Genomic DNA, 24,629 nt, shown 5'->3' on the forward strand with positions numbered 1-24,629 from the left:
TATTCAAATAAAAGGTTAATTCCTTGCTTTCTACGTTAAATGATTTTAATCTAAGACAGAGAGTAAAAACACTTCAATGAAGCAGGAGCGAGAGAAAATGAAACAAGTCAAAACAGAACAAGAATATCGTGAGCAAATTACAAAGGATGAACTAACAGTGGGCATCTTTACCACCACATGGTGTCCGGACTGTAAACGGTTAGCGATGTTCATCGATGAAGTTATCGAAGAGAATCAAGACAAACAGTGGATAAAAGTTGACCGTGATGAGTTTCCGGAAATTTCTGAGGAACAAAATGTAATGGGGATTCCCTCATTATTAGTATTTAAAAATGGAGAAAAATTAGCTCATTTACATAGTGCTAACGCTAAAACACAAGACCAAGTCAGAGAATTCTTAAACAATTTTTAATTACATTTAAAAGTATTTCTTCAGAATTTTTGGAGATTATAATGGCGAGGTGATGGGATGTCCACGGCAAAAATCGGCGATGTGATTTCGTTTAATCGTGATGGAAAAACGCTCGAAGGTGTCGTTTCTGGCATTAGGGAAAATTCCGTTATAGTCCAATACGGTTATTCAAAAGCGAAAGATGAACCACTTACAACGATTGTTAACCATAAAAATTACAAAATAACCAAAAAATAACTTTGAACAATTGATGGTATCTCTATTACATAATTGTTCAACTTAAAAGGTTCCCCAGTGTCAGGCACTATCCATAAAATTGGATGGTGTCTTTCTTTTCAGCACTAAAATTCGCCGAGTTGTTAATGGATATGTTTTAATGAAATGGTGGTACAATGTAAAAAAATAAGACGGGGGCTATCAAATGTACAGCTTTAAGAACGATTATAGCGAAGGCGCACATCCTAGAATACTGAATGCTTTAGTGGAATCCAACTTCGAGCAGGAGGAGGGCTACGGGGAAGACCGATTTACCCGAAAAGCAGTTGAACTATTAAAGGAAAGAATCGGACGCGCTGATGTAGATATTCACCTTTTATCAGGCGGGACACAAACGAATCTTACCGCTATTTCAGCTTTCTTAAGACCTCATGAAGCGGCGATGGCTGCCAGTACCGGTCATATTCTGGGGCATGAAACGGGGGCAATCGAAGCAACAGGACATAAGATCCTTTCAATTGAAACAGAAGATGGGAAACTGACTCCTGCCCATTTGCGAGCTGTACTTGAGGCACATTCAGATGAACACATGGTGAAGCCGAAGCTTGTTTACATATCGAATTCCACAGAAATAGGTTCGATTTATAAGAAAAACGAACTGGTGCAATTAAGGAATTTCTGCGACGAAAACCAGCTAATTTTGTATATGGATGGTGCAAGACTAGGGTCAGCCCTTTGTTCGGCAGAAAATGACCTTATCTTGAGCGATATCGCGAGCCTTGTGGATGCGTTTTATATTGGCGGAACCAAAAATGGAGCACTCATAGGGGAAGCTTTAGTGATTTGTCGTGATTCTCTTCAAGAAGATTTTCGCTATCATTTAAAGCAAAAGGGTGCATTGCTTGCAAAAGGGAGACTGTTGGGGATTCAATTTCTTGAACTTTTCCGAGACAATCTATTCTTTGACTTGGCTGCGCATGCCAACAAGATGGCAGAAAAGCTTAGGACTGAATTAAGAAAAGCAAAAATTCCATTTCTGACCGAGTCTCCGTCAAACCAAATATTTCCAATTCTGCCGAATGGACTGATTACCGAACTTCAAGGGAAATATTCCTTTCATGTTTGGGAACAAGTTGATGCCGACCACTCGGCGATTCGCCTTGTAACCTCCTGGGCAACAAAAGAGGACAAGGTAGCTGCTTTTATTGAGGATTTGAAAAAGGTAATATGATATTGATCATATTATTGATTTCTTAGGGGGAAGCAAGATGAATAGGAAACCAATTATTGGCATAAGCGGTGCATATATTAATTATAACAAAAATAGCGAAGGGGTATATGTGCACCATGATTATCATCGAAGTGTTGCCGCAAATGGCGGTATACCCATTATCCTTCCTTTTATTAACCCGGACATGTCTTTGGAAACACTGCCAATGTGCGATGGAATTATCCTCAGTGGGGGAGAGGACGTCGATCCGGAATTTTTCAAGCAGGATCCACATCCCCATTTAGGTCAAGTCATTTTAGAGAGGGATTTGGTAGAGTTAGCCATTGTGGAATACGCTATAAAGAACAATATTCCTCTGCTTGCGATTTGCAGAGGTATTCAAATTTTGAATGTAGCCCTAGGTGGAACATTAATACAGGACATCCCGAGTCAAGTCAAAGTCTCCATCCAGCACACACAGAAAATAGATAGATACAGGGATTCCCATTGGGTAAGCATCGCCAAAGATAGCAAGCTATTTAAAATTATAGGTTCTGAACGAATACGAGTTAATAGTCTTCATCATCAAGCAATCGATACTGTAGCATCCGATTTACGAATCGTCGCAAAGTCATCCGATGGAATCATTGAAGCTGTAGAGTATATCAATCCGGCCACATTTATGATTGGAGTTCAGTGGCATCCTGAATCCATGGCAAGTACCAGCCAGGTCATGAATAATTTGTTTGCAGAATTTATTAAAAGCAGCTCAAAGGTTTCTGATTCGTAAAATTATTTGTGTCCGGGCTTCAAAAGAAAGCGTTTATTTATTTTTTTTCGGCAAAATGGTTTAAGATATGATTGGGAGTGATAGTATGCAGGATTTTATTTTTCAAAACAGTACGAAGATTATATTTGGCAAGGAAAAAGAGAAATTAGTCGGGCAAGAAGCCGTTGTTTACGGAAAAAAGCTTCTTCTGCATTACGGCGGTGGCCGCATTAAACAAAATGGCTTATATGACACGGTTGTGAAGTCATTGCAGGACCAGGGAATTGAAATAATTGAGTTAGGCGGAGTTCAGCCCAATCCTCGAGTAAGCCTAGTTCGAGAAGGTGTTGCCCTTTGTAAGGAGCATGATATCAACTTTATTCTCGCCATAGGCGGCGGGAGTGTGATTGATTCTGCCAAGGCGATTGCAGCCGGAACAAAGTATGACGGGGATGTATGGGACTTCTTTACCGGGAAAGCTGCAGTTACAGAGTGTTTGCCAATTGGAGTTGTGCTAACGATCCCTGCTGCTGGCAGTGAATCGAGTTCAGGTACTGTTATTACGAACGAGGATGGCTGGTATAAGAAATCTTCAGGACATAATACAATGAGGCCTCAGTTCGCCATCCTAAATCCGGAACTTTCATACACATTGCCTGCCTATCAAACTGCATGTGGGATTACCGATATGATGTCACATATTTTAGAAAGATACTTTACAAATGAAAAGAATGTGGATCTAACTGACCGTTTATGTGAAGCTGCTTTAAGAGCGATCATCCATAATGCCCATACGGTTTTAGACGAGCCAACCAATTATGATGCAAGAGCTGAGATTATGTGGTCTGGGACAATTGCTCATAATGATTTGTTAGGGACTGGAAGAATTGGTGATTGGGGCAGCCACGATATCGAGCATGAAATAAGCGGTATTTATGATATTGCACATGGCGCTGGTCTAGCCATTATTTTTCCAGCGTGGATGAAGTACGTTTATAAACATGACGTCAATCGTTTTGTGCAATTTGCTAACAGAGTATGGAATATCGAAATTGATATGAACAATTTGGAAAAAACCGCCTTGGCTGGCATTAAGAAAACAGAACAATTCTTTACGTCCATTGGCATGCCAATTACTCTTAAAGAGGCTGAGATTGGTGAAGAACACTTAGAAGAAATGGCTAAAAAGGCAACAGAAAACGGCCCGTTAGGCAACTTTATCAAGTTATCTGAGGCCGATGTCTATCAAATTTATCAATTAGCAAAATAAAGTACAAAAAGCCTCGTGTACAAATAAAATGTTGCGAGGCTTTTTGATGGAGAACCGCCGAAAACAACATGAAGATTCATCTTACGAAAAATTTATAATATTTTGTTGATTGATGATTAGTGCCCGCACACTCGTGACTTCAGTCGTGAGTTAGGGCAAATTTTTTTGAATTTAAAGGTGAATTACAGGACAAACGTTCGGTTTTCTGGTAAAATATTCTTATCAAATAGATTTCGGAGGTGAACCAAAAATGGCTAGAGAATCAACCAAACAAAAGAATGAAGAACTAGCGAAAGAAGGAAAAGTTCTACGTCATTATGGATTCAAACTCCGAATGAAACCAAATGAAAAACAAAAAGAACAAATTCATCAAACCGTTGGATGTTCACGTTTTACGTTTAACTTCTATCTCGGCGAACGAAAAGAAGTTTATCAATTAACTCATGAAACCTTAAATGTGGGAGAATTTAAAAAATCATTTAATGTTTTGAAAGAACATTCCATGTTTTCATGGTTAAAAAAGGTGGATAAATTTGCCTTGGAAACTGCGATGGAAGCAGTAGAAGATGCATTCCAACGCTTTTTCAAGGGTCAAAATGGATTTCCTAAATTTAAATCGAAGCATAAATCGGAACAATGTTACACAACGAAAGAAACGAATAGAAACATCAAATTAAATATCGAAAAACAAACGATTCAATTACCTAAATTGGGTCAAGTCAAAGTTCGTCTTTCTAAGAAACATCATCAGATGTTTCAATATAGGTTGAAAGGAAAAATTAAAACAGCCACAATTAAATATCATAGTAGTGGACAGTATACGGTTTCATTAAAAATGGAAGAAGTAATCGATTTACATGAAACAGTAGATTTTTCTACTGTTTCGGAAGATAAGATCATTGGTTTAGATTTAGGATTAAACCATTTTTACATCGATTCCAATGGCAAAAAAGTAGACAATCCAAAGTTTTTAAAAACTGAACTAAAGAAATTAGCCAAGTTACAACGACAGTTGAAAAATAAGAAGATTGGCAGTTCCAATTATAAAAAATTACAACAAAAAATAAGCAAATTACATCTACATATTGCAAACATGAGAAAGGACTTTTTACATCAAGAATCTCGTAAACTAGTGAATGAAAACCAAGTCATAGTTTTGGAAGATTTGAATGTAAAAGGAATGATTAAAAACAAAAGGTTGGCAAGAAGTATTGCCGATGTAAGCTGGTCCAAGTTCAAAACGTTTGTCTCTTATAAAGCTGCTTGGACAAACAAAAAGGTCATTCTCCTTGACCGTTTCTTTGCTTCTTCCAAGCAATGCAATGGTTGTAAAGAGAAAAATACCCTTTTATCTCTTTCTGACAGAGAATGGGTTTGTCCAAAATGTGGAACCACACATGACCGTGACATTAATGCAGCGAAGAACATTCAAGAAGAAGGAATTCGCATTTTACGAACACCTTTATTAGTCACATAGTTTCATCTTTACCGCAGGAACTGCGGGGTGTGCCTGTCAGTATCGAAGATACTGTTTGTCGAGCTTTTGGACAATGGAGAGAGTGTAAGACGCTTCACAGTGGAGTGCAGTTCTCAATGAAGCAGGAATCCCACTCGCTTGGTAGTCTTTAAAAGGGTTTTAGTGTCCGAAAGGACATTAGAATCCTGCGACTTTAGTCGTGGGAGGTTCAAAGTATAGTATAGTTATACTAGTAACTTAAAAATATTTAGAAGTGAGGGAATGAAATGCGTAAGGATTTTTACGTAAATAATCGTAATCGTTTATATGAGAAGCTTGAAGACAGTTCAATACTCGTTTTGTTTGCCGGAAAGGCCCCGCAAAAATCGGCAGATGAAGCTTACGGATTTGTGCCAAATCGAAATTTTTATTACATAACAGGAATTGATGAACCAAATCTTATATTGTTAGCCCTTAAAACAAATAATAAAGTAGAAGAATATCTTTTTATCGAAAAATCAGATCCAGTTTTGGAAAAATGGGTCGGTAAATCTGTTTCAAAAGAAGAGGCTGCGGAAGTTTCAGGAATCGGGCATATCCAATATATTGAACAATTTGAATCTTTGTTGTCACGAATTCTTTTTACAAACTCGCTTTCGAATGTCTATTTAGACTTGGAGAGAAGAGAACTGGATCAGATCACGACGAAAGCACAACAATTTGCAAGTAAAATCCAGGCAAATTATCCATACCTGCAAATGAAAAATGTTTATCCGGAAATTTGTGAACTGCGTGTATATAAGAAACCTGAAGAAATCGAAAAGATCAGGAAGGCAATTGAAATTACCTATAAAGGTATAAAAAACCTTATGAGCCATGCAAAAGCAGCAACGAAAGAATATCAACTTGAGGCTTATTTTGATTTTACACTTAAGTCAGAAGGTGTAAAACACTATGCTTTCCCAACAATTGTCGCTAGCGGTAAAAATGGAACGATTCTTCATTATGACAAAAATGATGCGACAATTGAGGAAGAGAGTCTTGTCCTGCTTGATTTAGGTGCCCAATACCACTATTACAATGCGGATATAAGCTATACCTTTCCTGCAAATGGGACATTTACTGAAAAACAAAAAACGTTCTACAACATCGTTTTAAAAGCACTAAGTGAAACGACAGAACTGATAAAACCGGGTGTCCCATTTGCAAAACTGAATGAGCATACAAAGAAGGTTTTAGCCGAAGAGTGCATGAAAGTTGGATTGATTAAGGAAGAAAGTGAAATCGGAAATTATTACTATCATGGTGTCAGCCACTTTCTTGGTCTAGATACACACGATGTCGGCAACTATAAGGATTTAATCTTACAACCTGGCATGGTGTTAACGGTTGAGCCAGGTTTATATATTGAGGAAGAAGGAATCGGAATCCGAATTGAAGATGATGTGTTAGTCACCGAAGACGGCCACGAAGTACTTTCCAAAGATATTATCCGTTCTGTTGAGGAAATTGAAGCATTTATGAACCAACAATAAAAATGGATGGTAGAGGTAGGGTGCGGAATTTAGTAATTCCGCACTCTGATCATTTTGGTCCTTCTGCTTTTGGGCAAGGTCTAGGTCAAATCATAATAGTGAATAACCAAACTTTTTCGGTTAACGCTATACATAATGAAAATTGATCAAAAGGAGGCATTATCATGGAGCCATATGAAATAACAAATATGATTGTAGATGATGATTTTGCAGTCGAGGAATATGTAACAGCGGAATTTACTCACAGTCATAAAAACTATAGTATTACTTTTAAAAAAGCAGACCTCGAAATCATCAATACCTGGGTATTCGAGGACGGCACCTCTATTCCGGCAAATTTATCAGCTGATTTAATTGAATTGATACGAGAAGATGTTAAAAAGAAAATCTAATCATTGTATTCCTATTGTGCATTTAAAGGAGTTCCAAAATGAATTCGAGAAATAAATGGAATAACAAACACAAAGAACGTATAAGTCATCTGGAAGAACCAAAACCGAATGCCAGATTAGAGAACCTTGCTTCTTATTTGAAGGGAGGACCAGCACTTGATCTTGCTTGTGGTCTTGGTGGAAACAGCCTGTTTTTGGCACGTTTAAACTTTCAAGTACAGGCAATCGATATATCTGACGTGGCTGTCAACTATCTTCAGGATATAGCAGCAAAGCAAAAGCTTGCAATTTACCCTCAGCTTTCTGATCTCACGGAAATAACCACCCTTAATTTACAAAAGAATTCTTTTAATTTGGTTGTCATCACGAATTACCTGGACCGGTCACTATTTCCATTAGTTAAGTCCATTATTAAAGAGGATGGATATTTCTTCATGGAAACCTTTTATATGTCACCAAAGCACGAAAATCTAGGAGTATCCAATCAATATAAACTAGAACCAGGGGAGCTGCTGGCCGAATTTGGAGATTGGAAAATTCTTTTTTATGAGGAAAATGAACAGGAGGGGCGGCAAACTATATTTTGTCAGAAATGTTAGAATTACCAAAAAGAGGGATTCCCCCATTCAAGCAGCTTGACAAACGTTGCAGTGATTAATTTTCATTCCAAATTTATAAAAATAGCATTGACGATTTAAAAGAGCCCAATCTTTTTCTGGATTGGGCTCTTTTCTATAGTTCAAAGTTTTTATAAAAAATTTTCAAAAAAATAATGGAAATTAATATCACTCTGTTATACAATTGTCGTAATATAATAAAACTGTTGTATAACAAAAAGTGCTATAAAAAAAGTAAAGGAGAAAAGAGCATGCTAAAAATCGACTCGATTGCACGTAGAATACTTGGTTGGAAGTTAAATAGATGGGATCGTTGGTATGATTATGAAAAGGGGGTTTTCATTCATGAGTCTGAATTTCAGCCAGAGCAAAACCTCGACCATGCAATGCTGATTGTTGAACGATTGGAACAATTAGGATTTACGTATTCAATTAAAGGGTTTTCCAAGGTTTGCTTTAATGACATTTGTTCAACAGGGGAGACGTTGGCACAAGCGATTACGAATGCCGCCTACTCCATCGTCGAACTAAGTTCAATTCCTGATCACACAAGAATATGGCAGAAATTATGTTAAAAAATAGTGCCAGGAACTATCCTGCTTTCGGATGGTTCCTGGCACTGTTTTTATTTCGCATAAAAGTTTTCGGTATAGTAAGGCTGTGATTGATCATTAAAGGCAACGCCTACTCCTAAATATTTATATCCATCCCGCAATATATTTTCTCGGTGGCCAAGTGAGTTCATTAAACCTTCATGGGCAAAGATGCTGCTAAATTGTCCATAAGCCAGGTTTTCCCCAGCCAAATGAAAGATAATATGATCCTCTTTCATGCGATCAAATGGTGATTGTCCTTTACGGTTTGTATGATCAAAATACTGATTGACTGCCATATCCGTGCTATGTTTTCGGGCTGTTTCTTTGACATGGTTATCCCATGTCAGGATTGGGAGCCCGTGTTCAACGCGTGAAGCATTCGTTAAATCAAATAACTGGTATTCAAATCCTTCTTTCAAAACCGGACTTGACTCGGTGTAAAGTTCACGTTTCTTTTGTTCCGTATCTTTATTGATTAATTGCATCGCTGTAACCGTATTGTTCTCGTGTTTATCGTAAAAAAAAGTTACATAAACACCATCAAGCAAGAACACATCATTGTCGCTATTTTCCTGTAGTTGATAGATTATCAACCCTTTTTGAATTTTGGTAAGAGGTTCCCCTAATGTTGCTCGAACGCTTTCTTTCGAGCTTCCTAACTTGATCCCATTGGCAGACGCAATTAAATCCTGGTTTGTGTAAAGGCCTGCTGCTTTATTTTTTTCATCATACATTACCATGAAAAAATCCCGGTAGTTGTCGTGGTAGGCATACCATTTAGCCCCATATTCGTTTAGGGATGCCCGGTTTGCCTGTCCTAAATTATGTTCTATATTTTCTTTAGTCTCACCAAGTTCAACATTATGAACAGAAAAAACTTGCCCGACTGGTGTTTTTAACGCTAATTTTTCTCTATCTTCCGGTTTTTCCTTTTGTTGTGGTTGCGGTAAATCTTTTAACTGAAGATCAAGCTGTCCCCATAATTGTTGAACTTTGTCAGATAAAGTACTGAAGGCAGCCACTATTTCCGGGTTATCTTTGACATCATTTATTTTAGATTCAACTTGATCAATTGTCGTTCCATAATCGGAGTTTTCTAACTTTTGTTTAATAAAAGGTCCAGAAACATATAGTATAAATAATAATGCTAGGATTGAAAAAAAACGCATCATAACCGTTTCCTCCATTTCTATTAGAATTGTAACCAATCTAGTTAAAATGTATAAGCAATTTGCTTATGATGAATATAAAATGAGCCGATGGAGTCATTTTTTTCGCGAAGAAAATTGGTTTATTATATGATGAAGGGGAAAAGAGGAGTCTATTATATATGGAAATAGGTGTACTATGCAAAAAATAATCATTATTGGAGCAGGAATTCTTGGTGCATCGACAGCATATCATCTTGCAAAACAAAATGCTGAGGTTATCTTAGTGGATCGTGAGGACATAGGACAGGCTACAGGCGCAGCAGCCGGGATTGTTTGTCCGTGGCTTTCGCAGCGGCGCAATCAAGCGTGGTATAGGTTAGCAAAAGGCGGGGCTCGTTACTATCCGGAATTAATGGCTCAATTGGAAGCAAACGGAGAACAAGATACAGGTTATAAGCAGGTTGGGGCGATAAGCCTTCATACTGATTTTCATAAACTAGAACAAATGGCGGAACGAGCGCGAAAACGCCGCGAGGATGCACCTGAAATTGGCGAGATTAAGATTTTAACTCCAATGGAAACAAAAGGACTATTTCCTCCGTTAGCAGAGGAATTTGGTTCGGTTTATATTAGCGGCGGTGCTCGCGTAAATGGAAGGGCATTGTGTCAAGCATTGATTCGGGCCTCCATAAAGCATGGGGTTACTTTTCTGAAAGGAAATGCATCCCTTGTTTTTAAACAAAATCGTGTGATTGGAATTAAACTTGAGGATAAAACAATGTTTGCTGATCAGGTGATTGTTACCGCAGGGGCATGGGCAAATGAACTTCTCCAGCCATTAAGTGTTGATTTTTTAATAAAACCGCAAAAAGCGCAAATCGTTCATCTTAATTTACCAGAAACTGATACTGGCACTTGGCCGGTTGTTATGCCGCCTAATAACCAGTATTTGCTCACACTTGACAATGGCCGTGTAATCGTTGGCTCCACACACGAAAATGAGGCAGGATTTGATTCTCGCGTAACCGCAGGCGGAGTGAATGAAATTTTAAGCAAAGCATTAGAAACAGTGCCCGGATTAGCCAATAGCACCTTTGTTGAAACACGGGTAGGTTTCCGGCCGGTTGCCCCAGGCTTTCTTCCAGTTGCAGGAGCTTTGCCAGATTATGACGGGATTTTTCTAGCAAATGGATTGGGCGCATCAGGTCTAACAAGTGGCCCTTATCTCGGTGCGGAACTAGCCAAACTAGTGTTAGGAAGAGAAACAGAAATTGACTTTAGCAGCTATGATGTGGCTGGAGCGCTAAGGGCTTAATGGGAACGCTGGATAAAAACCTTAAAAATATTCAAGCTGGTATAGTAGAATTAGGATAAAGAAACAAAGGCTTTAGTTTTGAAGGGAGCAGGAAATATGAGCGATAAAAATAGTTTGCTAGATGCGTTTAAACAAACAAAATATCAAGTGAATGGCCATGGCGCTAGAAATGTTCAGGTCCTAAAAGAGGTATTCAACGACTTGGATGGACAACTGGAAAGCGAAATGTATGGGAAGGGGAAAATCATCGAAGACTTTGAGGAAAAAATGGCCGCGTTTTTAGGGAAAGAGTCGGCAGTGTTTTTTCCGAGCGGGACGATGGCCCAGCAAATCGCCCTACGCATTTGGTGTGACCAAAAAGGGATAAGAAAGGTAGCCTACCACCCATTGAGCCATTTGGAGATTCATGAGGAAGATGGGTTAAAAGAATTGCATCAAATTGAATCGATCTTACTGGCAGATAAAAACAGAGTGATTGAATTCGAGGACGTGGCGGGTATGGAGGAAGAAGTCGCCTGCCTATTGCTGGAATTACCGCAACGGGAGATTGGCGGACAGCTGCCAGCATATAAAACGCTTGAAGCAATAGCCGCTTATTGTAAAGAAAAAGGCATCAAATTGCATTTGGACGGTGCACGACTGTTTGAAATTCTGCCGTTTTATGAAAAGTCTGCCGCGGACATTTGCAGTCTGTTTGATAGTGTCTACATATCTTTTTACAAAGGAATCGGCGGGATTGCCGGAGCCATTCTTGCCGGTGATCAAGCCTTTACAGAGAAATCAAAAGTATGGAAACGACGTCATGGGGGAGACTTAATCAGTCTTTATCCCTATTTCCTAAGCGCAGACTATTACTTTGAAAAACGGATTGGCAAAATGAAACAGTATCATGAAGGAGCTAAAGAACTCGCTCAATTCTATAATCAATGTTACGCTGTTTCAACCAAGCCGCAGGTACCAGTCTCAAATATGTTTCATGTCCATTTTGATGCACCAAAAGTGGAAATGGATTTAATTTTAACAGAAATCTGTCAAGAATCGGGCATTGGTTTATCCAGCAATGTAAGAGAAGCAACCAATTCAACCAGTTATTTTGAAGTGAGCGTTGGTGATTTGTATGCGAATCTTCCGCATAAACAATTAATCGAAGTGTTTAAACTGCTGGATGAGAAGATAAAAAAACGATAAAAGTGTCCGAAAGGTGGAGGTATAGCAATGAAAAAGCTGCATTCACTTTTTCATAAAAGAATTGGCATGCCAGAAAACGAAAAAATTACTTTTGAAAAATTAGCTGATGTTCTTGAAAAGACAGCACAAACGATCCCATTCGAAAATTTAACGATTATTGAAAACAAAACGCGTACTATCACAAAAGAAAACTTAAAAAACAAAATGTTGGAAAGAAATGAAGGGGGACTTTGTTACGAATTAAATCCGCTTTTCTATTTCTACCTAATAGAAAATGGTTTTAACGTAGACCTAGTTACCGGGGTTGTTTACAACCATGCTGCTCAAGACTATACAAAACTTGGAAGAACGCATGTGACGATTCTTATTAATCACCAGGATCAAACGTATTTAATTGATGCCGGATTTGGAAGTAATTTACCATTAAAGCCTGTTCCTTTATCTGGTGAAACCACTGTATCAAATAATGGTGAATTTAGAATTAAAAAAGTAAATAATGAACATGGAGATTATGTCCTGGAAATGAAATTGAAGCACAAAGATACAGATTGGAAAATAGGTTATGCTTTTGATTCTAAGAAACCTATTAAAGATGCAGCGAATTTGAATGAGATCCAAACGATTATCAAAGAACACCAGGATTCTTCATTTAACAAACATCCATTAATGACCCGGCTGACCAAAAGCGGAAATATCACCTTAACAAATAGCACATTTACACAATGGGCTGATGGAATAGTCTCCAAGGAGACAATTGATGACGTGAAATTCAAAGAACTGGCAAAACACCATTTTTGGGTGTAAAAAATTAAGAAAAAACACCAAAAGCTGCCAGGGACCAACCAGAAAATTGTTGAGTTGTTTGGAAAAAAATTAAAATAATTCATTCACATATTTTAACTTCCATCATATATTAACTTCTGTGTGAGAAATCTTAGGAAAGAAGGATGAATATGAATAACATTCAAATCAATATCACTGGGAAAAATGAGTACAAAGATGGAGAAAGTGGCTTTAAAATCATTGAATTTAATGTATCTGATCCAACCGAAAGTTTATTTGCGGTAGTCACTCCTGTCAAAAAACAATAAAAGAAAAAATCTCCAACATGTGAAACTATCTTTTTTGGCAAGTTACATAGAAAGATGGTTTTATTTTTTCAAAACTAAAAAGGGGTCAGTCTCTCGGTTTCGCATTGGGGACTGAGCCCTTTTCCTATAATGTTCATTGCTACTGGTTAAGACCCTGGAGTTTAGGTTTTGCAGTAAATGGAAGGATATGGCGGAAAAGGTACGCATATCAGTGATATGTTCTCGAGTTGGGATGAGATTCCTTTATACAGTAAAATACACCGGTTTTTCGACTTTGTGGGACCTATAAATCAATGGTAAGATGAAACCTACGTAAAAGAACAATTCGCCATATGAAAAGAACTGAAAGGAATGATTTGTTATCGATCATTTACAATTAAGTTATACGAGTGAAATGGAAAAAGCGATGCATGGTGCTCATGGAGTAGGTTATGAAGAGTATATAGACATCATTCAGTAAGAATGAGAGTCGAAAAAAGCCGTGAAAAGGATTATAATATGTGTCGCAGAATGGTTGCAGACTTAGACCGACTTGTTCATTATAATAATCGCTTAACCTCATGAATAAAAGGGTAATGAAGAGGGCCATGGGGTCAGTCCCCGGTGAACCAAAGCTCTGACGTACCGGGGGACTGACCAATTGGTTGGGGCCAAGCACCCGATTTTCCTTGTGAATTACTTTCTTAATTACATCAAACCACATCCCTAATCCATTCCTTCCTCTTGGTTAAAATCATTATTTTCTTTCTCCACTTTTTCCTATCAAAACATCGTTTATTTATTTTTAGAAAGTGATTATGGTACAAACAAACAAAGACCTGCCTTGAAAAAACAAATGTCTGACATAAAAGAATGAACCATTTGATTCAGTCCATAATAAATAACGAAAAGGAGGCTGGCGTATGGATCAAAAGTATAATACGGGCGATGATGCCACAGTGGAATTGAAGAAGGAACTAAGAAAAAGTCACCCTAGAAGCAACCCAAACATGAGTGAGGCAGAAATGAAGATGAAATATCAAGGGAAGAAAAGCTAGGCTCAGGCCAGTCATTCTATTAATTTGAGGTGAAACAAATGTCGGACAGAAATCCAATTGAATATACTGGAAAAGTTCTTGATCAAAGAAATAACCTTACGGGACCTGATGATTCAGGTAAGGCGTCATTTCCAGAACGCCCTAAACATGTAACTATTCAACAGCCCAATCGTAATAAGAGCAAATAGCTTGTTTGGTAAAAAGAAATCAGATTTTTTTCATCAGAATAAATCAGTCTTGAAGAGGGGGGAGGCAATAGCCCCCTCTTTTTCATGATGCCGTAAGCAATTCGTTTGTTTGTACAATTAGAGATAGTTAGTTAAGATAATGATAGGATTTTAGGTGAGGGTTGAACGGAGCAATAGTTAATCATGTGAAATTAATTTTGCCTCTGGCTGCAAACCAGCACATACATAAGTGGAGGGACTCTTAGTGGAAATAGGTATTAGCACATTTGTAGAGACAACGCCGGATGTTGAAACCGGTAAGATAATCAGTCATGCCCAACGAATACAGGAGGTTGTCAAGGAAATTGTATTAGCCGATCAAGTAGGTCTGGATATTTTTGGTGTGGGAGAGCACCATCGCGCAGATTATGCGGCATCTTCTCCTGCCATCGTACTGGCTGCAGCGGCTTCACAGACAAACAGGATTCGGCTAACAAGTGCCGTTACGGTGCTTTCTTCTGCCGATCCGGTACGGGTTTTTCAGGATTTTGCTACACTTGATGCCATCTCAAATGGACGCGCAGAAATCATGGCTGGCCGAGGTTCGTTTATCGAATCATTTCCGCTGTTTGGCTATGATTTAAAGGACTATGATCAGTTATTTGACGAGAAGCTGGAGTTGCTGTTAAAAATACGGGAGTCCGAGAAAGTAACTTGGAAAGGCGGGCATCGGCCAGCCATTGACAATCTCGGTGTGTACCCAAGACCGGTTCAGAATCCTTTGCCTGTCTGGATTGGCAGCGGTGGGAACCAGGATTCCGTTATCCGCGCTGGTCTCCTTGGACTACCGCTCGTTTTGGCGATTATTGGAGGCAGTCCATTGTATTTTGAGCCGCTTGTCCAACTTTATAAGAAGGCAGCCGCTCACGCAGGACATGACCTATCGAAGTTGCCAGTTGCCTCACATTCACACGGGTTCATCGCAGAGAGTACCGAAGCTGCAGCTGAAAAGTTTTTCCCTTCAACCCAGCAGGCCATGAATAAATTAGGACGCGAGCGTGGATGGGGAAAGTATGACCGCTCAAGCTTCGATGCTGCTCGCAGCTTTGAAGGTGCATTATATGTAGGGGATCCGAAAACGGTTGCTGATAAAATCATTCACTTGCGTAAGAATGTCGGGATTACACGCTTTATGCTCCATGTACCGGTGGGTACCATGCCACATGGTGATGTAATGAGAGCGATAGAATTATTAGGAAAAGAGGTTGCACCAATCGTTAGAAAAGAAATATCCAGATGGGAAGGGGAAAGCGAAGGGGAGTTGTAAAAACGGCAGGGTAAATGAAACAACTTTAATCGCAAGAATAAAGTGAGCCAACTCGCAATTGAATTTATCACTAAGCCAAGGACTAACCTGCCGGGTGTGGTTCTTTTTCTTTGTTTAAAGGAATTATCACTACAACCTACCTGTTCAATTTTCCGTCAAAACATTTCAAACAAACTGTGAACTTATCACTATTGCCATGTTAGTAACGTGAAGAATGGAATATAGTGTAATTATCAAGAACAAATAAATTTGAAGGGCGGAAAACAATATGTTTAACAAATTTTTAAGAGAAAAGAAAAGCTCTGCTGCTATCTTAACAATCATTCGTTTATATCTTGGCTATTCTTGGTTTACTGCAGGTCTTCATAAATTAACTGGCGGCTTCGATGCTGCAGGATTTCTAAAAGGAGTAACCGCAAATCCCGTTAAAGGACCAGATGGTGCTTTAGTTTATGGCTGGTATGTTGAATTCTTAAATAGCTTTGCTTTACCAAATGTGGATGTGTTCAACTTTATCGTCCCTTGGGGCGAAACGTTAATTGGCCTAGGCCTTCTACTAGGATGCCTAACTACAGCAGCGATGTTCTTTGGCTTAGTAATGAACTTTTCATTCTTCATGGCCGGTACCGTATCTCACAACCCAACGGATATTTTCTTAGGCTTCATCATCCTCACTGCTGGATATAACGCAGGCAGATTCGGCCTAGACCGCTGGGTGGTTCCTTTCATCCGCAAAACGGCTAAGACCCATAATAGGGAAAATAAACTAGTTGCTTAAATTGTAATAAAAAAAGACGATTCGGGCTCCGAATCGTCTTTTTTAATAGTCACTCAGTGTATGCAGGTGCCTGGCCCCCGGTGAACTAAACCTTTATTGCTCAAAAATTTCTCAAAATTAATAGCCAACTTCGACCGATGCAACAACTATGTACATGAGATCATTTTTGTCACCTTTATCCTCAAGGACAATCCCGCTGGTTGTCATCATTCCACCCTCCATTACTTCCACTGTAACTTTCCCATATGGCAAAGCTTCTTTTACAGCGTTAATATCGAGTTTTTCTTTATCACAAGGAACTGCAAGTTTTACATTCACTTTCATATTATCTAAACTATTTTCTGGGAGCACCGAACGAATACCTGGCATCGAATTAAAGTGAATGGCATTTTTTACAGCACGAACTGCTGCATGGGTAATATTTTGACCGTGAACGTCGATCCCCATCCCGGTTTCTATAAACATTAATTTTTCCATAATTAATTCAACCTTCTTTCAATTTCTATTTCGAATCTATTTTATCCTATTAATTTATCAATGTTAAATTATCGACATATTTACTATATTGAGTTGAGGTAGTGAATAGGGTAGGACATGTTTTTTGAGGGAGACAAAAAGGTTTAAGTGCGCCCTGTGAGATTTTGGTAAAGTGTTAGACATCCTTTTAACTAATTCATAAACGAATAGGCATTCCAGAAAACTAAAATCAGGTGCCAGTCTCCCAGCACTTTTACTTTGCAAAGTGGTGGGGGACTGGCCTTAGTTTGTAGAAAAGATCTTATGAGATTCCAGAATATTTGTTTCGGTTTTCCAATATCGCTAATCGAATTAGCTTTACTTTTATTTCTTTACTTAATGACAGCCATTCAGGTTTATTAATTTTCATGATATATCCCTCCATTAACTTTTTGATCGTTTAAAGAGAGCCATTTAAAAACATGTTTATACAGCTTTATCTAGAACTAAATTTTCATCTTCCTACTAATCGTTTACCCAATTATTTCAAATTAGTAAACCTATTATTCTTTTCTATTTTCTTTTATTATTCTACATATTTTTTATGAAATAGGTATGTATAGTTATAATTCATGAAAATGGTTAAAACCAGCAAAGTTGTGGTAAACATACAAAAAGATAGGAGATGAATCGGATGGGTGAACAAAAACAAAGTTATTATGTTAATATTCAATCGCATGATATTCTTAGAGACCCTTTCGAAGGAGAATGGGGTGTTAAAATTGAAGCTACAGAATCCCAACTAGCTGTTCTTGAACGACTTTTTGATCAAAATGACGAAACGGACTGGGAAAGCTTTTTTCGTGCACAATTTCCTTTTCTTGAATACCATCATCAGCCTCAAAATATGGAATATGACCAGCAAATGCTGCTGATCTATACCATGCTATTTTACCTAGGAGATGAAAAAGCCCGTGCACATATAAGAGAAATGGGAATCTTAAATGAAGATATTGTAAACCATCAAAAGGACAGATTTTAAACTTGCTGCACCTTGAGATGAGATAATAATTTTGAAATTGCAATTGGTTTATTTACCTACACAAAGGGTATTACCTTTGCTATCACCCAACTATAGGAGGTACCCCAAGGATGAAAAGTGAAAAATACCCGACTAAATTACCTGCTCAAGTACAAAAACAACAACCTGGAACCGAGAAGGAAATGACGCCAGCACCAGAGACTATGAATTCAGAATACAAAGGGAGCGACAAACTAAAAGGTAAGAACGTGATCATAACCGGCGGAGATAGTGGCATAGGACGAGCTGTATCGATTGCATTTGCCAAAGAAGGAGCCAATATAGCGATTATTTACTTAAATGAAAGTCATGATGCGGAAGAAACGAAACACTTGGTCGAGGAAGAACGTGTAAAATGCCTGTTATTGTCCGGTGATATTGCTGATGAATCCTTTTGTCAGGAAGCTGTTCAACAAACTGTCGATGAATTTGGCGGGCTTGATATATTGGTGAATAACGCTGGGGAACAACACCCTCAAGAAAGCATTCTTGACATTTCCATGGAGCAGCTGGAGCGGACCTTCCGAACTAATGTTTTCTCGATGTTCCATCTAACAAAAGCTGCTTTACCGCATCTTAAGGAAGGCAGCGCCATCATTAATACAACATCAATTACAGCCTATAAAGGTAATCCAAAGTTAATCGACTATTCTTCCACAAAAGGTGCCATCACGTCCTTTACCCGCTCCCTTGCAATTCAGTTGGTAGAGAAGGGAATCAGGGTTAACGGAGTCGCTCCTGGACCTATTTGGACCCCGCTTATTCCATCTACTTTTTCGGAAGAAGAAGTAAGTAAATTTGGACAAAATTCCCCAATGAAGCGGCCAGGACAGCCGGAAGAACTCGCGCCTGCTTATGTGTATCTCGCATCCAATATAGATTCCTCCTACGTAACAGGACAAGTTCTGCATGTTAATGGCGGAACCATCGTAAATGGCTAAATTCATTGGTATAGGAGAACCAGAGCAAGGATACTGGTTAGGCATGGTTTGGGATGGAACAGAAACTACTATAGTATTTAATACCTTCCATGAAAAGGTTTCAATCCGCACGTGGCTATGGGGCCAGTCCCTCGGTAACCTAGAGCTTTAACTCACCAGGGGACTGACCCCATTTTCCGGTGCCATGGATTATCGCTTTGATTTGGATAGATTGATATTATCCTGAATATAGTGATCTTTTAAATACCTTAACCACATAACTTTAGTTTTTGGATATTTATCGCTATGAAAAATGGAAAACTAAACATACTACCTTTCCTTGAATGAGTATGAATTTGAATGCGGTAAATGAATAAAAGGAACTATTCATAAGAATAAATCGGCACCATCCATAAAGGTCTATTAAGAGAAATCCTTTTTACTATACACTTTTTGAAAGGCATTATTACATATTGCATAGATTATGAAGGCGCCTAAACTTATTGTTAGAAAAATAGATATTGGAAAAATGTATGCCGCGCCAATTATTAGTCCCAGAACTAATAGGCAAATTAATGTTAGGGGTAAAAAGGCAATAGAAAGAAAAAAGGAGGCTTTGATTAACCGGATTACATTCGATTTATATTGTACCATCACTGGAAATATAAAGATGGATGTAAAAGCAACTAAACCGCCTGCTGTGTATAAGATGGTTAAAAAAATGTTCTTCATTGTAGGAGGCAGTTGTTTTGTATACAAAAAGTCTATGTACAAAATCACGATACAGAGTGCCCACATAAGGCTAAGTAATATACTTTGTTTAAAATTTTCTTTGAAATAGCGGAAAAATATGGAGAAAAGGCGTGTATTTTTTTTAGTATGCCATTCCCTAACCACAGCAAATAACCCAGCAGTTGCAGGAAAAATAGTTATAATCGGTAAACACATGAGTAACCATAGTAAACTTAAAAGGAAAAAGTTTGAAAGTGTATTAAGAGTTTGATATAAGCTGCTATTAAGAAAGTTCATTTTAATCACCTACATTTCCTTATGATTTAGAATTTTCCGTCAAATATAAATTATCATACTTTTAAATAAAAGAGAAGAATATATAAAAGATGTCACTAATATATTTGGGAAAATCATAATTGACATTGTCTATCTTGTCCTTTAAGCTAATCTTAAAATGAAAACGTTTTTATAAATTAGGTGAAACTATGAAAATGACAATTAAAGATGTAGCAAATGAGGCTGGTGTTTCAATTGCAACTGTCTCAAGAGTTTTAAATAACAAAGATCGCGTTAAGAATTCAACCCGGAAGAAAATTGAAGAGGCTATACAAAAGTTGGATTTTAGACCTGATCAAATTGCAAGGACAATGATAAAAAAGGAAACCAAAACAATCGGCTTATTAGTTCCAAATTTAAAAAATGAATTTTGGGCAGGAGTAGCTACAGCAATACAGGATGAGTTGTGGGAGAAAGGGTTCACCACATTACTTTGTGCCACCACAACATTTGAAGATTCTGCCGAAAGAGAAGAAGCATTTATTAGAAATTTTATTCAAAGAAGAGTAGATGGAGTTATTTATGCTACTTTGTCCGGTTATCATTCGACAGGATACCATCCGGCAATTAAGGAACTAATTGATTCTAATATTCCAGTTGTAGCGTTTGACCAAGATATTCCAGATATAAGCAAGGTTAGAGGAGCACATTTACAGGGTGCTCTTATAGCAGTTGAACATCTTATAAGGTTAGGACATAACAAAATCGCCTATTTAGGCGGCCCGTTATTCAGTCCAGACCGCGAATTAGGGTTCAGAAATGCACATACTCTCAATGGATTGACTGTAAATGAAGCTATCATTAAACGTGGCACCCCTACGCATGAATTTGGCAGCACAGCCATGCTTGAATTACTGAAATCTATGGAAAAGTTTACAGCCGTATTTTGTGCCAATGATATGATTGCACTTGGTGCAATGCAGTGTCTGATAAATGCTGGGGTGAGGATCCCAGAGGACGTGGCGGTTGTCGGATATGATGATATTCAAATGGCTCACTTAACAAAGCCCGCTCTGACCACTATACAACAGCCAATTAGAGAAATGGGTTCATCGGTTGTTAATCTATTATTAAACTTAATAGAGGATAATAATAGGCCAGCACAAAAACTCATATTTGATATGAAATTGATTGTTAGAGAAAGCTGCGGGGGGATGCCAATGTCCAAAGTGAAAAATGAAGTTTGTTAGAGGTTTCTAACAAACTTCATTTTTTTTATTAATCATGATTGTCCCCTCTATGGATATTCAAAAAGTTTAGAGGAGATAAAAGGGGATAAATAGTTGCTTAACCATTTTCCTCTTTTAACCATAAAAATACTAATGGTTTATAAAATTCAGAATATTATTGACTTCTATAAGATTCAATAATAGAATATCATTATAAAAAAGTGAAAACGTTTACATTCTCTAATAGAGTGCACGTACAATGGATCTTGTAAAAACAATGTCATGCGAATAAAAATGTAAACGTTTTTACAAATGATTTACACTATAAGTTTAGACTCTTAAATGATTAAACAGAAATTCACAAAGGAGTGTATGTAACTTGAAATTAGGAGTTTTTTCTGTTTTGTTCGGAAATAAGCCTTTCGATGAAGCACTTGATTTTATCGTTTCTAAAGGGTTGAAAGCAATTGAAATCGGAACTGGGGGCTATCCAGGAAATGCCTATTGTAATCCCGAGGAGCTATTGGCAGATGAAAGTAAATTAAAGGCTTTTCAGGAAGCCATAGCAAACCGCGGTTTAGAAATAAGTGCATTGAGTTGTCACGGGAACCCATTGCATCCTAATTTAAATGTCTGCAAACAACATCATGAGGATTTTCAAAATACCGTTCGACTAGCTCAAAAATTAGGTGTTAAAACGGTGATTACCTTCTCTGGATGTCCAGGCGAGTCAGATCACTCAGAAAATCCTGTATGGGTGACATGTCCTTGGCCGGAAGATTTCGGAAAGGTTTTGGATTGGCAATGGGAAGAGAAAGTTATCCCTTATTGGAAGGAGCAGAGTCGTTTCTTAGAAGAACATGATGTAAGAGTGGCGATAGAGCCGCATCCTGGATTTGTAGTGTACAACACAGAGACCCTTTTGCGTTTGAGAAGGGAGTGTGGAGAGAATATCGGTGTAAATTTTGATCCAAGCCATTTATTCTGGCAGGGCATGGATCCGATAGTAGGTATCAAAGAATTCGCGAAGGTGAACGCCTTGTATCATTTCCATGCAAAGGATACTTGTATCGACGAACAGAATACTGCAGCTAACGGTGTTTTGGATACAAAGAGCTATCTAGACGAGAATAATCGATCTTGGATTTTTCGTACAGTGGGATATGGCCATGGGGAAGAAATATGGAGAAAGATTATTAGTACACTTCAACTTGTGGGCTATGAAGGTGCGGTCAGCATAGAGCATGAAGACAGTTTAATGTCCACTGAAGAAGGTTTCAACAAGGCAGCTGCCTTTTTAAATCATATTCTGATTAATGAAAGGATTGGTGAAGTCTGGTGGACGTAAATAAGAAAAAGGTAAGGATTGGGATGGTTGGATACAAGTTTATGGGACGGGCACATAGTAATGCATACAGGAATCTATCATTCTACTTTAACACAGAAGTGGAGCCTGTAATGCAAGCCATAGCTGGCCGGAATGAGGCGGGAGTAAAAAAGGCAGCTGAGAAGATGGGCTGGGCAACCTATGAAACAGACTGGCGGCGATTAATTGAACGTGATGATATAGATTTAATTGATATTGTTACACCGAACAATGCTCATGTGGAAATTGCCATTGCTGCAGCGGAGGCAGGAAAACATATTCTCTGTGAAAAACCGCTGGCATTGACCGTGGAACAGGCTGATCGCATGCTGAAGGCTGTTCAAAAATCAGGAGTAGTCCATATGATTTGTCATAATTATCGCTTTGTACCAGCCGTACAGTTTGCTAAAAAGTTAATACAAGAAGGAAGATTAGGAAAAATTCATCATATCCGTGCTACATATTTACAAGATTGGATTCTTGACCCGAATTTCCCATTGGTGTGGAGATTACAAAAAGAGGTCACAGGTTCAGGTGCTCATGGAGATATTTTAGCACATAGTATAGATTTAGCCCGTTTTCTTGTAGGGGAATTCAAGGAAGTTGTTGGAATGATGGATACATTTATAAAGAAACGTCCAATTGTGGAAACAAGCGGGGGACTTAGCGCAAAGGCAGATGCTAATCATTTAGAATTAGGGAAGGTTACGGTAGATGACACTTCTGCTTTTATGGCCCGATTTGAGGATGGAGCTGTTGGGATATTCGAAGCTACAAGGTTAGCTGGCGGCAATCGAAATGGAAACCGTTTTGAAATAAATGGGGAAAAAGGGTCGATTCGCTGGGATATGGAAAATATGAATCTACTTCAGGTTTATTTTACGGATGATGAAGCAGGCCTTCAAGGTTTTCGAACCATCAATTGCACGGAAGAACTTCACCCCTATGCAGGAGCTTACTGGCCTTCTGGTCATATTATTGGCTATGAACATACTTTCATTAATTTAATGGTGGAACTAATGAATGGAATTGCAAAAGGTTACAGCCCGGTTCCTAACTTTAAAGATGGTGTAATAAACCAGGCGGTACTGGCAGCTGTTGAGCAATCAGCAAATACGAAAAAATGGGTGGAAATTTCTGATATTTATAAACATAAAGGTAATCTAATCAATCTATAGGGGAGGAATTTGAAAATGAAAATATCCTGTCACCTAATTACGTGGGGAGAAAATTTACTTAAGGGATTGGAGGAAGCTTCACTCCTTGGCTACCGGGCCTGTGAAACGTTTACTCACATTGCCTTACAATACGAAAATAAAATAGAAGAATTTAACCATTTATTAGCTAGTAATCAATTTGAACTTTCTGCCCTCTATGGCGGGGGACGATTCAGTGAGAAGTCGTTTCAAAAGGAAGTCATTGATTACAATACAAGAGTCGCGAAGTTTCTTGCAGCAAACGGCAGTGATCGGATTGTGTTTGGACCACAAGGGCCTCGAAATCTTGGCGGTACAACACTTGAAGAATTAAAAATTGCGGCTGAAACCATTAATGAGGCAGCTAAACATTGTTATGATTTAGGCGTTAAGGCATGTGTCCACCCACATTTAGGGACAGAAATTGAAAGTGAATATGAGCTGGATACAATAATGGAATTAACGAACCCAGAATATGTCTATTTTTGCCCAGATACGGCTCATTTAACTAGGGCTGGTATGGATCCAGTAAAGGTAATGAGACGTTATAAGGATCGTATTGCTTATTTGCATTTAAAAGATGTTACACCTGAGGATCCAGATGCCAAAATATTCCCTATTTTATCAGGCAATGAAGCGATGCCAATTTTTTGTGAATTAGGTCTTGGGACCATCCAATTTGAAGGTATCATAGATTTCCTTAAAGAGATTCATTACGATGGCTGGGTAACTGTGGAAATAGATCAATCAACTAGTACTCCGATTAACTCTTTGAAAATTTGCAGAGATTTTGTGGAACAAAATTTATTGCTTCCCATTAAATAATTACCTAATAAAATGGAAAGG

Annotated in this window: 30 protein-coding genes; 27 read left to right on the plus strand and 3 right to left on the minus strand. The window is 38.3% G+C overall.

Annotated features, from left to right (window positions below; all coding sequences use genetic code 11):
• Window positions 1–76: 76 nt before the first annotated feature.
• The 10 genes from ACIQCO_RS20930 to ACIQCO_RS20975 all read left to right on the plus strand — a co-directional run bounded on the left by ACIQCO_RS20930 (window position 77) and on the right by ACIQCO_RS20975 (window position 8,452).
• Window positions 77–412, plus strand: a complete 336-nt coding sequence (locus ACIQCO_RS20930) for a thioredoxin family protein (protein ID WP_400432080.1) — start codon at window positions 77–79, stop codon at window positions 410–412.
• 57 nt (window positions 413–469) lie between these two features.
• Window positions 470–649, plus strand: coding sequence for a DUF2187 family protein (locus tag ACIQCO_RS20935; RefSeq protein ID WP_400432083.1), 180 nt, complete (start codon window positions 470–472; stop codon window positions 647–649).
• Between the two features lie 184 nt (window positions 650–833).
• Window positions 834–1,859, plus strand: coding sequence for a threonine aldolase family protein (locus ACIQCO_RS20940; RefSeq protein ID WP_400432086.1), 1,026 nt, complete (start codon window positions 834–836; stop codon window positions 1,857–1,859).
• 37 nt (window positions 1,860–1,896) lie between these two features.
• Window positions 1,897–2,628: a gamma-glutamyl-gamma-aminobutyrate hydrolase family protein gene (locus ACIQCO_RS20945; RefSeq protein WP_400432089.1), complete on the plus strand. Its 732-nt coding sequence runs from the start codon at window positions 1,897–1,899 to the stop codon at window positions 2,626–2,628.
• A gap of 85 nt (window positions 2,629–2,713) precedes the next feature.
• Window positions 2,714–3,877, plus strand: a complete 1,164-nt coding sequence (locus ACIQCO_RS20950) for an iron-containing alcohol dehydrogenase (RefSeq protein ID WP_400432092.1) — start codon at window positions 2,714–2,716, stop codon at window positions 3,875–3,877.
• A 250-nt stretch (window positions 3,878–4,127) separates the two neighbouring features.
• The gene (locus tag ACIQCO_RS20955; RefSeq protein WP_400432095.1) at window positions 4,128–5,354 is read left to right on the plus strand and encodes an RNA-guided endonuclease TnpB family protein; all 1,227 of its coding nucleotides are present in this window, start codon (window positions 4,128–4,130) and stop codon (window positions 5,352–5,354) included.
• A 266-nt stretch (window positions 5,355–5,620) separates the two neighbouring features.
• Window positions 5,621–6,868 carry an aminopeptidase P family protein gene (locus ACIQCO_RS20960; RefSeq protein WP_400432098.1) on the plus strand — a complete coding sequence of 416 codons (1,248 nt, stop codon included), beginning with the start codon at window positions 5,621–5,623 and terminating at the stop codon, window positions 6,866–6,868.
• 164 nt (window positions 6,869–7,032) lie between these two features.
• The gene (locus ACIQCO_RS20965) at window positions 7,033–7,260 is read left to right on the plus strand and encodes a hypothetical protein (protein WP_400432101.1); all 228 of its coding nucleotides are present in this window, start codon (window positions 7,033–7,035) and stop codon (window positions 7,258–7,260) included.
• Window positions 7,261–7,298: 38 nt separating this feature from the next.
• On the plus strand, window positions 7,299–7,859 hold the full coding sequence (locus ACIQCO_RS20970; RefSeq protein WP_400432104.1) for a methyltransferase domain-containing protein: 561 nt from the start codon (window positions 7,299–7,301) through the stop codon (window positions 7,857–7,859).
• Window positions 7,860–8,128: 269 nt separating this feature from the next.
• Entirely contained in the window at window positions 8,129–8,452 is a 324-nt protein-coding gene (locus tag ACIQCO_RS20975; protein WP_400432107.1) for a BC1872 family protein, read from the plus strand.
• Between the two features lie 50 nt (window positions 8,453–8,502).
• On the opposite strand, the gene ACIQCO_RS20980 is transcribed toward ACIQCO_RS20975, so the two are convergent.
• Complete coding sequence (locus tag ACIQCO_RS20980; protein WP_400432110.1) at window positions 8,503–9,645, minus strand: CAP domain-containing protein; 1,143 nt, start codon at window positions 9,643–9,645, stop codon at window positions 8,503–8,505.
• A 175-nt stretch (window positions 9,646–9,820) separates the two neighbouring features.
• Between ACIQCO_RS20980 and ACIQCO_RS20985 the strand changes: the two genes are divergently transcribed.
• From ACIQCO_RS20985 to ACIQCO_RS21020, 10 genes are all read left to right on the plus strand, one after another.
• Window positions 9,821–10,939 (plus strand): NAD(P)/FAD-dependent oxidoreductase, encoded by a 1,119-nt coding sequence (locus tag ACIQCO_RS20985; RefSeq protein ID WP_400432113.1) that lies wholly within the window; start codon window positions 9,821–9,823, stop codon window positions 10,937–10,939.
• Window positions 10,940–11,035: 96 nt separating this feature from the next.
• Window positions 11,036–12,127 (plus strand): threonine aldolase family protein, encoded by a 1,092-nt coding sequence (locus ACIQCO_RS20990; protein ID WP_400432116.1) that lies wholly within the window; start codon window positions 11,036–11,038, stop codon window positions 12,125–12,127.
• A 27-nt stretch (window positions 12,128–12,154) separates the two neighbouring features.
• Entirely contained in the window at window positions 12,155–12,931 is a 777-nt protein-coding gene (locus ACIQCO_RS20995) for an arylamine N-acetyltransferase family protein (RefSeq protein ID WP_400432119.1), read from the plus strand.
• Window positions 12,932–13,080: 149 nt separating this feature from the next.
• Window positions 13,081–13,218, plus strand: coding sequence for a hypothetical protein (locus tag ACIQCO_RS21000; RefSeq protein ID WP_400432122.1), 138 nt, complete (start codon window positions 13,081–13,083; stop codon window positions 13,216–13,218).
• A 406-nt stretch (window positions 13,219–13,624) separates the two neighbouring features.
• Window positions 13,625–13,678 carry a hypothetical protein gene (locus tag ACIQCO_RS28215; RefSeq protein WP_483874173.1) on the plus strand — a complete coding sequence of 18 codons (54 nt, stop codon included), beginning with the start codon at window positions 13,625–13,627 and terminating at the stop codon, window positions 13,676–13,678.
• A gap of 2 nt (window positions 13,679–13,680) precedes the next feature.
• A complete protein-coding gene (locus tag ACIQCO_RS28220; RefSeq protein ID WP_483874172.1) occupies window positions 13,681–13,782 on the plus strand; it encodes a YuzK family famiily protein in 102 nt (33 codons plus the stop codon).
• 338 nt (window positions 13,783–14,120) lie between these two features.
• On the plus strand, window positions 14,121–14,255 hold the full coding sequence (locus ACIQCO_RS21005) for a hypothetical protein (RefSeq protein WP_400432125.1): 135 nt from the start codon (window positions 14,121–14,123) through the stop codon (window positions 14,253–14,255).
• A gap of 38 nt (window positions 14,256–14,293) precedes the next feature.
• The gene (locus tag ACIQCO_RS21010; RefSeq protein WP_400432128.1) at window positions 14,294–14,443 is read left to right on the plus strand and encodes a hypothetical protein; all 150 of its coding nucleotides are present in this window, start codon (window positions 14,294–14,296) and stop codon (window positions 14,441–14,443) included.
• Between the two features lie 244 nt (window positions 14,444–14,687).
• On the plus strand, window positions 14,688–15,749 hold the full coding sequence (locus ACIQCO_RS21015; RefSeq protein ID WP_400432131.1) for an LLM class flavin-dependent oxidoreductase: 1,062 nt from the start codon (window positions 14,688–14,690) through the stop codon (window positions 15,747–15,749).
• 268 nt (window positions 15,750–16,017) lie between these two features.
• Window positions 16,018–16,527 carry a DoxX family membrane protein gene (locus ACIQCO_RS21020; protein ID WP_400432134.1) on the plus strand — a complete coding sequence of 170 codons (510 nt, stop codon included), beginning with the start codon at window positions 16,018–16,020 and terminating at the stop codon, window positions 16,525–16,527.
• Between the two features lie 117 nt (window positions 16,528–16,644).
• Here ACIQCO_RS21020 and ACIQCO_RS21025 read toward each other — a convergent pair whose 3' ends face one another.
• The gene (locus ACIQCO_RS21025) at window positions 16,645–17,004 is read right to left on the minus strand and encodes a Lin0512 family protein (protein WP_400432137.1); all 360 of its coding nucleotides are present in this window, start codon (window positions 17,002–17,004) and stop codon (window positions 16,645–16,647) included.
• A 673-nt stretch (window positions 17,005–17,677) separates the two neighbouring features.
• Between ACIQCO_RS21025 and ACIQCO_RS21030 the strand changes: the two genes are divergently transcribed.
• The 3 genes from ACIQCO_RS21030 to ACIQCO_RS21040 all read left to right on the plus strand — a co-directional run bounded on the left by ACIQCO_RS21030 (window position 17,678) and on the right by ACIQCO_RS21040 (window position 19,156).
• A complete protein-coding gene (locus ACIQCO_RS21030; RefSeq protein ID WP_400432139.1) occupies window positions 17,678–18,025 on the plus strand; it encodes a hydrolase in 348 nt (115 codons plus the stop codon).
• A 110-nt stretch (window positions 18,026–18,135) separates the two neighbouring features.
• Window positions 18,136–19,005, plus strand: a complete 870-nt coding sequence (locus tag ACIQCO_RS21035) for an SDR family oxidoreductase (RefSeq protein ID WP_400432142.1) — start codon at window positions 18,136–18,138, stop codon at window positions 19,003–19,005.
• Window positions 18,998–19,156, plus strand: coding sequence for a hypothetical protein (locus tag ACIQCO_RS21040; protein ID WP_400432145.1), 159 nt, complete (start codon window positions 18,998–19,000; stop codon window positions 19,154–19,156). The genes ACIQCO_RS21035 and ACIQCO_RS21040 overlap by 8 nt, the downstream gene beginning before the upstream one ends.
• 251 nt (window positions 19,157–19,407) lie before the next feature.
• Here ACIQCO_RS21040 and ACIQCO_RS21045 read toward each other — a convergent pair whose 3' ends face one another.
• Window positions 19,408–20,013, minus strand: a complete 606-nt coding sequence (locus ACIQCO_RS21045) for a YesL family protein (protein ID WP_400432176.1) — start codon at window positions 20,011–20,013, stop codon at window positions 19,408–19,410.
• Window positions 20,014–20,207: 194 nt separating this feature from the next.
• Here ACIQCO_RS21045 and ACIQCO_RS21050 point away from each other — a divergent pair, with 194 nt between their 5' ends.
• The 4 genes from ACIQCO_RS21050 (at window position 20,208) to ACIQCO_RS21065 (ending at window position 24,608) form a co-directional block, all read left to right on the plus strand.
• Window positions 20,208–21,242, plus strand: coding sequence for a LacI family DNA-binding transcriptional regulator (locus tag ACIQCO_RS21050; protein ID WP_400432148.1), 1,035 nt, complete (start codon window positions 20,208–20,210; stop codon window positions 21,240–21,242).
• Window positions 21,243–21,600: 358 nt separating this feature from the next.
• A complete protein-coding gene (locus ACIQCO_RS21055; RefSeq protein WP_400432151.1) occupies window positions 21,601–22,569 on the plus strand; it encodes a sugar phosphate isomerase/epimerase family protein in 969 nt (322 codons plus the stop codon).
• 23 nt (window positions 22,570–22,592) lie between these two features.
• A complete protein-coding gene (locus tag ACIQCO_RS21060; protein WP_400432179.1) occupies window positions 22,593–23,765 on the plus strand; it encodes a Gfo/Idh/MocA family protein in 1,173 nt (390 codons plus the stop codon).
• Between the two features lie 15 nt (window positions 23,766–23,780).
• Complete coding sequence (locus ACIQCO_RS21065; protein WP_400432154.1) at window positions 23,781–24,608, plus strand: sugar phosphate isomerase/epimerase family protein; 828 nt, start codon at window positions 23,781–23,783, stop codon at window positions 24,606–24,608.
• The last annotated feature ends 21 nt before the right edge of the window (window positions 24,609–24,629 follow it).

The organism is Neobacillus sp. NPDC093127 (genome assembly GCF_044754175.1).
Taxonomy (GTDB): domain Bacteria; phylum Bacillota; class Bacilli; order Bacillales; family Cytobacillaceae; genus Neobacillus.

Bases quoted from the DNA above. Each gene is read 5' to 3' on its own strand.
- ACIQCO_RS21050 (WP_400432148.1), top strand. From the start codon at position 20,208: ATGACAATTAAAGATGTAGCAAATGAGGCTGGTGTTTCAATTGCAACT.
- ACIQCO_RS20990 (WP_400432116.1), top strand. From the start codon at position 11,036: ATGAGCGATAAAAATAGTTTGCTAGATGCGTTTAAACAAACAAAATAT.
- ACIQCO_RS21060 (WP_400432179.1), top strand. From the start codon at position 22,593: ATGGTTGGATACAAGTTTATGGGACGGGCACATAGTAATGCATACAGG.
- ACIQCO_RS21025 (WP_400432137.1), bottom strand. From the start codon at position 17,004: ATGGAAAAATTAATGTTTATAGAAACCGGGATGGGGATCGACGTTCAC.
- ACIQCO_RS21045 (WP_400432176.1), bottom strand. From the start codon at position 20,013: ATGAACTTTCTTAATAGCAGCTTATATCAAACTCTTAATACACTTTCA.
- ACIQCO_RS20935 (WP_400432083.1), top strand. From the start codon at position 470: ATGTCCACGGCAAAAATCGGCGATGTGATTTCGTTTAATCGTGATGGA.
- ACIQCO_RS20950 (WP_400432092.1), top strand. From the start codon at position 2,714: ATGCAGGATTTTATTTTTCAAAACAGTACGAAGATTATATTTGGCAAG.
- ACIQCO_RS20980 (WP_400432110.1), bottom strand. From the start codon at position 9,645: ATGATGCGTTTTTTTTCAATCCTAGCATTATTATTTATACTATATGTT.
- ACIQCO_RS21030 (WP_400432139.1), top strand. From the start codon at position 17,678: ATGGGTGAACAAAAACAAAGTTATTATGTTAATATTCAATCGCATGAT.
- ACIQCO_RS20955 (WP_400432095.1), top strand. From the start codon at position 4,128: ATGGCTAGAGAATCAACCAAACAAAAGAATGAAGAACTAGCGAAAGAA.
- ACIQCO_RS28220 (WP_483874172.1), top strand. From the start codon at position 13,681: ATGAGAGTCGAAAAAAGCCGTGAAAAGGATTATAATATGTGTCGCAGA.
- ACIQCO_RS20940 (WP_400432086.1), top strand. From the start codon at position 834: ATGTACAGCTTTAAGAACGATTATAGCGAAGGCGCACATCCTAGAATA.
- ACIQCO_RS21005 (WP_400432125.1), top strand. From the start codon at position 14,121: ATGGATCAAAAGTATAATACGGGCGATGATGCCACAGTGGAATTGAAG.
- ACIQCO_RS20985 (WP_400432113.1), top strand. From the start codon at position 9,821: ATGCAAAAAATAATCATTATTGGAGCAGGAATTCTTGGTGCATCGACA.
- ACIQCO_RS20930 (WP_400432080.1), top strand. From the start codon at position 77: ATGAAGCAGGAGCGAGAGAAAATGAAACAAGTCAAAACAGAACAAGAA.
- ACIQCO_RS21000 (WP_400432122.1), top strand. From the start codon at position 13,081: ATGAATAACATTCAAATCAATATCACTGGGAAAAATGAGTACAAAGAT.
- ACIQCO_RS21065 (WP_400432154.1), top strand. From the start codon at position 23,781: ATGAAAATATCCTGTCACCTAATTACGTGGGGAGAAAATTTACTTAAG.
- ACIQCO_RS20945 (WP_400432089.1), top strand. From the start codon at position 1,897: ATGAATAGGAAACCAATTATTGGCATAAGCGGTGCATATATTAATTAT.
- ACIQCO_RS21020 (WP_400432134.1), top strand. From the start codon at position 16,018: ATGTTTAACAAATTTTTAAGAGAAAAGAAAAGCTCTGCTGCTATCTTA.
- ACIQCO_RS21035 (WP_400432142.1), top strand. From the start codon at position 18,136: ATGAAAAGTGAAAAATACCCGACTAAATTACCTGCTCAAGTACAAAAA.
- ACIQCO_RS20995 (WP_400432119.1), top strand. From the start codon at position 12,155: ATGAAAAAGCTGCATTCACTTTTTCATAAAAGAATTGGCATGCCAGAA.
- ACIQCO_RS21040 (WP_400432145.1), top strand. From the start codon at position 18,998: ATGGCTAAATTCATTGGTATAGGAGAACCAGAGCAAGGATACTGGTTA.
- ACIQCO_RS21010 (WP_400432128.1), top strand. From the start codon at position 14,294: ATGTCGGACAGAAATCCAATTGAATATACTGGAAAAGTTCTTGATCAA.
- ACIQCO_RS20965 (WP_400432101.1), top strand. From the start codon at position 7,033: ATGGAGCCATATGAAATAACAAATATGATTGTAGATGATGATTTTGCA.
- ACIQCO_RS20960 (WP_400432098.1), top strand. From the start codon at position 5,621: ATGCGTAAGGATTTTTACGTAAATAATCGTAATCGTTTATATGAGAAG.
- ACIQCO_RS20970 (WP_400432104.1), top strand. From the start codon at position 7,299: ATGAATTCGAGAAATAAATGGAATAACAAACACAAAGAACGTATAAGT.
- ACIQCO_RS20975 (WP_400432107.1), top strand. From the start codon at position 8,129: ATGCTAAAAATCGACTCGATTGCACGTAGAATACTTGGTTGGAAGTTA.